The 6,794-nt window shown below is 64.4% G+C and carries 6 protein-coding genes; 5 read left to right on the top strand and 1 reads right to left on the bottom strand.

Translation table 11 applies throughout. The features are described 5' to 3' along the window. Window positions 1-29: 29 nt before the first annotated feature. Window positions 30-1,376, bottom strand: a complete 1,347-nt coding sequence (locus HP499_RS18495; RefSeq protein WP_172325651.1) for an 8-oxoguanine deaminase — start codon at window positions 1,374-1,376, stop codon at window positions 30-32. A gap of 432 nt (window positions 1,377-1,808) precedes the next feature. Between HP499_RS18495 and HP499_RS18490 the strand changes: the two genes are divergently transcribed. The 5 genes from HP499_RS18490 to HP499_RS18470 all read left to right on the top strand — a co-directional run. Further along, window positions 1,809-2,303: a nucleoside deaminase gene (locus HP499_RS18490; protein ID WP_172325650.1), complete on the top strand. Its 495-nt coding sequence runs from the start codon at window positions 1,809-1,811 to the stop codon at window positions 2,301-2,303. A gap of 6 nt (window positions 2,304-2,309) precedes the next feature. Beyond that, window positions 2,310-3,893, top strand: coding sequence for an NCS2 family permease (locus tag HP499_RS18485; protein ID WP_172325649.1), 1,584 nt, complete (start codon window positions 2,310-2,312; stop codon window positions 3,891-3,893). Between the two features lie 311 nt (window positions 3,894-4,204). Then, window positions 4,205-5,452 carry an XdhC family protein gene (locus HP499_RS18480; RefSeq protein ID WP_172325648.1) on the top strand — a complete coding sequence of 416 codons (1,248 nt, stop codon included), beginning with the start codon at window positions 4,205-4,207 and terminating at the stop codon, window positions 5,450-5,452. After that, a complete protein-coding gene (locus tag HP499_RS18475) occupies window positions 5,443-6,381 on the top strand; it encodes a xanthine dehydrogenase family protein subunit M (protein ID WP_172325647.1) in 939 nt (312 codons plus the stop codon). The genes HP499_RS18480 and HP499_RS18475 overlap by 10 nt, the downstream gene beginning before the upstream one ends. After that, window positions 6,371-6,794, top strand: a 424-nt coding sequence (locus HP499_RS18470) for a (2Fe-2S)-binding protein (RefSeq protein WP_172325646.1), incomplete at its 3' end; no start/stop codon positions are given. The genes HP499_RS18475 and HP499_RS18470, both read left to right, overlap by 11 nt.

Raw genomic sequence — 6,794 nt, 5'->3', positions numbered from 1 at the left:
CATCGAAACGGGTCCAGAAAGACCGGAACCTAGCCCGCCACCAACTTCCGCGCCGCCGCCGAGTGCTCAGCGATGAGCCCGGCAACGTCCAGCCCGGGAATCGCGCCGTCCACCACCCGCCATGAACCGCCCACCATCACGCGGTCTGCCCGGTCCGCCCCGCAGAGCAACAACGCGGCTACGGGGTCGTGGCTTCCGGAGAACCGCAGCTCGTCGGGCTTGAACAGGGCCAGGTCAGCTTGTAGTCCGGGTGCCAGCTGCCCGATGTCGGAGCGCCCCAGAACGGCAGCGGATCCACGGGTAGCCCAGCCAAGCGCCCGCTCCACAGGAACGGAGGCGCCATAGCGGAGCCGTTGCAGATACAGGGCCTGCCGTGCTTCGAGGATCATGTTCGAAGCATCGTTCGACGCCGAACCGTCCACTCCCAGCCCCACCGGGACGCCCGCGGCCTCAAGTTCCAGGACGCGCGCGGTGCCGGATGCGAGGCGCATGTTCGACGTCGGGCAGTGGGCCACCGCTGTTCCTGCGGCTCCCAGCCGCGCAATTTCCTCGTCGTTGAAGTGGATGCCGTGTCCAAGCCAGGTGCGGTTGCCCAGCCAGCCCACGGATTCCAGGTAGTCCACGGTCCGCAGCCCGAACATGGATTTGCAGAAGTCTTCCTCATCGATCGTCTCGGCGAGGTGCGTGTGCAACCGGACATCGAACCGCTCAGCCATGGCCGCAGACTCGGCCATGATTTCCTTGGTCACCGAGAATGGCGAACACGGAGCCAACGCAATTTGCACCACGGCCCCGTCACCGGTCTCGTGGTACTGACGAATCAGCCGCTCGCTGTCCGCAAGAATCGCCTCGGGTGACTGGACTGTGGTCCTGGGCGGCAGCCCGCCGTCGTCCTCTCCCAAGGTCATGGACCCGCGGGTCAGCGTGGCGCGCATTCCCATGGCGCGAACCGCGGCTACCTCGATGTCGATTGCGTCTTCCATGCCGTCGGGGAAGAGGTAGTGGTGGTCGGCGGCGGTGGTGCAGCCGGAGAGCAGCAGTTCGGCCAGCGCCACCTGCACGGCGAGCTCGAGGCTGCGAGGGGTCAGCCTGGCCCACACGGGATAGAGGTTCTGCAGCCAGGGGAACAGGGGAGCGTTGGCCACCGGTCCCCAGGCGCGGGTGAGGGTTTGGTAGAAGTGGTGGTGCGTGTTGATCAGCCCGGGCAGCACCATGTGGGCGGAGGCGTCAAAAACGTCCGCGGGAGCAGAGGGCTGCCCGCCTGAAGGCACCAGCTCAATGATGGTGCCGGAATCGGAGACCACCAGGCCGCCGCCGGCGTCGAGGTCGTTTGCGGTGAAGATACCCAGCGGGTTCTTGATCCATAGAGGGGTCATGTCAGGTTCCTTGTCTGGTCGGCGTGTACGCGTTCCAGCTCAGTTAGGCCCTGTCTGCTGATCCAGGTTTCGGGCCCGCATGGAGAGCGGCCCGGTCCAAAAAGCGTAAAAGGCCCGACGGCGGCAGTCAACGCCAGTTCGCGGCAGCCAGTCACATTCGGGCACCAGCCCAGACCCCAACCGCACCACTCCACCCGCCCAGCAATTTCGCATGACGAAATTAAGTTTTCAAAAAACTATGGCGCGGCTCACAAACCTGGTGCTACGCTCTAGTTGCCAAAGGCGGGCACCCGGACCTCGGGAAGCTATCTACCAGGCGCAACTTAACCTTCATCGCACATGCTGAAGCCTGGTAACCAAGCTAACTGGAGCTCCTTTTTGTAGCGCCCCCAACAGGTCACCTGGCTTCCTCAGCACTAAGGAAGTCGCAACATGAGTACAACCGTCACGGCCGAGCAATTCCTGGCCACATCCATTGAGCTGGCAACAGCCAATGTCCCTAACAGTGGGGGCCCGTTCGGCGCCGTCATTGTCACCGCGGACGGACGAGCCTTCGAAGGCGTCAACCGCGTCACCGCCACGAACGATCCCACCGCACACGCAGAAGTCACGGCCATCCGTAACGCCTGCCGCGAACTGGGCACGTTCGATCTCAGCGGAGCAACCCTCTACACCAGCTGCGAGCCGTGCCCCATGTGCCTGGCCTCCGCACTCTGGGCACGCGTTGACCGCGTGTTTTTCGCCGCAGACCGTCACGACGCCGCATCCGTTGGCTTCGACGACGCAGTTTTCTACGAGTACTTCGAGAATGACAACCGGGACGCGCTGATGCCGGTAGCCAAGCTGGAACTGGGCGACCCCCAGGCTCCGGCGGCCCTCCAGCCGTTCACCACATGGAACACGCTTGATTCCAGGATTGATTACTAGGGCCCGGTGGCTGACATGAAAATCCTGGATAACGCAGAAATGCAGACAGCAGCTGAGAAGCAGGCTGCGCTCTTCCCCAACGGAGACAACAGCGCAGAGCCCACAGCGGCAAAGCACACGGCAACCGGCCTGGCAGATGGCAACAAGAAGCCCCCGGTGTCGAACTCATTCCTGGATAGGTTCTTCCAGATCTCCAAGCGTGGCTCCACGCTGGCCCGCGAATTCCGCGGCGGCCTGGTCACCTTCTTCACCATGGCATACATCGTCATCCTGAACCCGCTCATCCTAGGCGGCTTCTCGGCGGAAAATGCCCCAACCGATGTTGCCGGTGGCTGGCTCTCAGCTGCACAAGTTGGTGCCGTCACCGGCCTGACCGCCGGTGTCATGACCATCATTTTCGGTTTGATCGCCAACCTGCCCTTCGGCCTGGCAGCCGGCCTGGGCATCAACTCCTTCCTCGCCGTCGCGGTCATCCAGGAAGTCACATGGCCCGAAGCCATGGGCCTGGTGGTCATCAACGGCATCCTGATTGTCATCTTCGGTGCCACCGGCGCCCGGACGGCGATCTTCAAGGCAGTCCCCAAGGAGCTCAAGGCCGCCATCACGGTTGGCATCGGCCTGTTCATCGCGTTCATTGGCTTTGTGGATTCCGGTTTCGTTCGCGCAACCACGGGCGGCCCACCGGTCCAGCTCGGCGATAACGGCTCCATCACCTCCATCCCCACCCTCGTCTTCATTGTGGGACTGCTGACCATGGGCATCCTCGTGGCACGCAAAATCCAGGGCGGCTTGCTGATCGGCATCGTCGCCACCACTGTCCTCGCCGCTGTTGCCGAGGCCGTGTTCCACATTGGTCCAGGCAGCGCCGAGAACCCGGGCGGTTGGCACCTCAACGTGCCCATCCTGTCCAGCCAACTGGTGTCCGTCCCGGACCTGAGCCTGGTGGGCCAGTTCGACATCTTCGGCTCGTTCGCCAGGATCGGCGGATTGGCGGCCACCATGCTGGTCTTCACCTTGGTGTTCACCAACTTCTTCGACGCCATGGGCACCATGACCGGCCTGGCCAAGAGTGCAGGCGTGGCACACAAGGACGGCACGTTCCCCAAGCTAAAGTCGGCCTTCATTGTTGAAGGCATGGGTGCAGTGGTGGGCGGCGCTACGTCCGGTTCGTCCAACACCGTGTACATCGACTCGGCGGCGGGCATCGGCGAAGGCGCACGGACCGGCCTGGCCTCGGTGGTCACCGGCCTGTTGTTCCTGGGCTCCATGTTCTTCACTCCGCTCACCTCGGTGGTCCCGTTGGAAGTTGCAGCAGCAGCCCTGGTGGTGGTGGGTGCGATGATGATGGCGCAGATCCGCGAGATCAAGTTCACCAAGTTCTCGATCGCCCTCCCGGCTTTCCTGACCATCGTGACCATGCCGCTGACGTACTCCATCGCCAATGGCATCGGCGTCGGGTTCATCTCCTTCGCGGTGATCAGCGCGGCGTCGGGTAAGGCCAAGAAAGTCCATCCCCTCATGTGGGTGGTCACGGCAGGCTTCATCATCTACTTCGCCCGCGGCCCCATCAACGCCCTGATGGGCGTCTAGCCGGAAGCCGCACCCGCGCCGGCGGATATCCCGGCACTTCGATCGGCGGTCCGCCGGTACCCACCGCACGAATAGGCGTCCGTCGTCGTCGTCCCCTTAATACAGGCACGACGGCGGGCGGCGGCTGGGCGGCCGACGCTCCGTCAGGGAACGGGGGCAGGGAGATGAAGCCCTTGCCCCCGTTCCTATGAACTCCCACTTTTACTGAATAACCGCGACTACCTCCTCTGGAAATGAGAATATGAGGCAAGATCGCGCACTGCTCCGGCCGGGCCACCCGGCTGGGACACCTGGAATAAGGATGTGTTGCCATGCTGGATCTGATGCCTTCACTGGGCAGCTGGCGGCCTGCGGTCTCCGGCCAACTGTGTGCGGTGGCCACGATCGTAGGGACCGGCGGTTCCGTGCCGCGGCCCATGGGAACCTCAATGCTGGTCTCCGAAAACGGCGAAATCCTGGGCAGCCTGTCCGGCGGTTGCGTGGAAGGTGCCGTGGTGGAAGCGGCTTTGGAAGCAATGCGCGACGGCGGCCCCCGCCTTGAGTCGTTCGGCTACAGTGCCGAGGACGCATTCGCCGTCGGCCTTACCTGTGGAGGGGAACTGGAAGTCCACATCCAGCCGCTCCGGGCAGGCTCGCCTGAACTGTCTGTTTTCACCGAAAGCCCGCGACCCGCGGCCCTGATCCGCCGGCTCGATGCCCACGGCGGAGTCATGGTGGTCAATGATCCCGTCCGGTTCCGTGCCATGGAGTCCGAGGAACTGGCCAAACTGCTGGGCGACCACCCCTCCACACTTTTCGCCGCAGCTGCCCAGGTGGAGCCACTGCTCCAAGGTGGCCGCGCCGGCTTGGTCCGCCTGGCACCGCCAGAGGGATGCATCGATGGCTGGGTCACCACCGAGAGGTTGGCCAGGCCCCCGCAGGAAGAAACCCAGCCGGAGCCGATCACCCTGTTGGTGGAGAGCCGCTTGCCGGCCGCCCGGATGCTGATCTTCGGCGCCAACGACTTCGGCGCAGCACTGCTGCCCGCCGGGCAACTCCTTGGCTACAACGTCACGCTATGCGACGCCCGGCCCGCCTTCGCCCAGCAAACACGGTTCGCAGCAGCGGACCAAGTGGTCACCCAGTGGCCGCACCGTTACCTTGAAGCAGAGGCAGCGGCAGGACGCATCGACGCCCGCACCGTGGTGTGCATCCTGACCCACGATCCCAAGTTCGACATCCCCTTGCTCCAGAGCGCGCTCCGTTTGAACCTTGCGTATCTCGGTGCCATGGGGTCCCGTCGCAGCCATCGTCAACGGATCGACGCCTTGCTCGAGGCGGGCACTTCCCCGGAATCCCTGGAGCGGCTGCATTCGCCCATCGGACTGAACCTTGGTGCTGTCACTCCTGCCGAAGTTGCCGTGTCCATCACCGCCGAAATCATCGCGGAGCGCGGCGCGGGCCAAAGGACTTCGGACGCACCCGGCTTCCCGTCCCTCAAAGACAGCGCCGGCCCGATTCACCCGGCCCCGGCTTATCCAGCTACCCAAAACCTCACTCAGGAGGACCCATGGACATGAACACCATCGAGGCCGTGGTACCCACCACGGACCCGGCACAATGGCGCGACGGCGATGCCTGGCTCGCCGGGGGAACTGTCCTTTTCTCCTACGGCAGCACCATTCTGAAGCGGCTCCTTGACCTGGGGCAAGCGGAGTGGCCCGCGATCACTGTCACTGACTCAGGAATCGAACTGGCCGCCACCTGCACAGTCGCCGAGCTCTATGCCCTGCCGCGGTCCGCGGAGATAGCCAACCGTGAATGGCCCGGACTGGCACTGATCCGCCCCTGCTGCGACTCCTTTGTGGCCTCGTTCAAGATCTGGAACATGTCCACGGTGGGCGGCAACATCTGCACGGGCCTGCCGGCGGGACCCATGACTTCCCTCTGTGCAGGACTAGACGCCATGGCCACCATCCTCAGCCCGGACGGCACCAGTCGGAACGTGCTGGTGGCCGACGTCGTCACAGGGGAGATGCAGACTGTCCTGGCCCCGGGGGAGTTGCTCCGCAGCATCCATCTGCCGGCCAACGCGCTCTCCGCCCGCGTCGCTTTCCGGCGCCTGTCGCTCAGCAACCTTGGACGCTCCGGCGTCCTGCTGATCGGCCGGCTGGACCCCGACGGCGGACTGGTCATCACCGTGACCGCCTCCACCAAAAGGCCGGTACAGCTCCGGTTCCCCGCCGGACAGGTTCCCGACGCCGGGACGCTGGCTGACGTCGTCGGCGATTCCATCCCGTGGCCGCTGTACCACGATGACATCCACGGGCTTCCTGCGTGGCGGCGTGACATGACGTTCAAGCTGGCGGAGGAGATCCGGGCCGAGCTGCTGGGCGAGTCGATGACCGTGTCCGGCGATTTCTGGCCACCGCACAACACCTCGCCCCAGCCGTCCACCCAGCCAACCGCATCGAGCACCCAGCAGAAGGAGGCCCGCAATGGCAATTGAAATCAACGGTTCTGCCTCGCAGGCCACACCCCGCCCTGGACAATGCCTCCGCACGTTCCTCCGCGAGGAAGGAAACTTCGGAGTCAAGAAGGGCTGCGACGGCGGCGATTGCGGTGCCTGCACCGTGCACGTCGACGGAACGCCGGTCCACAGCTGCATTTACCCGGCAGTCCGGGCCGAGGGCAAAGCAGTCACCACGATCGAGGGCCTGGCATCTGCAGAAGGTCTGCACCCTGTGCAGGAACAGTTCCTCGAGGCCCAGGGTTTCCAGTGCGGTTTCTGCACCGCCGGGATGATGATGACCGCGGCAACGTTCGACGACGAGCAACGCGCCAACCTGCCCCGCAACCTCAAGGGAAACCTGTGCCGCTGCACAGGCTACCGTTCCATTGCGGACGCGGTCTGCGGTCACG

Origin of the sequence: Paenarthrobacter sp. CM16, assembly GCF_013179505.1 — a bacterium.
Lineage (GTDB): Bacteria > Actinomycetota > Actinomycetes > Actinomycetales > Micrococcaceae > Arthrobacter.
This window is presented reverse-complemented; position numbering and strand designations above follow the sequence as displayed.

What these genes read in the sequence shown, in the direction of transcription:
- HP499_RS18495 (WP_172325651.1), bottom strand. Translation starts at nt 1,376, where the DNA reads ATGACCCCTCTATGGATCAAGAACCCGCTGGGTATCTTCACCGCAAAC.
- HP499_RS18480 (WP_172325648.1), top strand. Translation starts at nt 4,205, where the DNA reads ATGCTGGATCTGATGCCTTCACTGGGCAGCTGGCGGCCTGCGGTCTCC.
- HP499_RS18475 (WP_172325647.1), top strand. Translation starts at nt 5,443, where the DNA reads ATGGACATGAACACCATCGAGGCCGTGGTACCCACCACGGACCCGGCA.
- HP499_RS18490 (WP_172325650.1), top strand. Translation starts at nt 1,809, where the DNA reads ATGAGTACAACCGTCACGGCCGAGCAATTCCTGGCCACATCCATTGAG.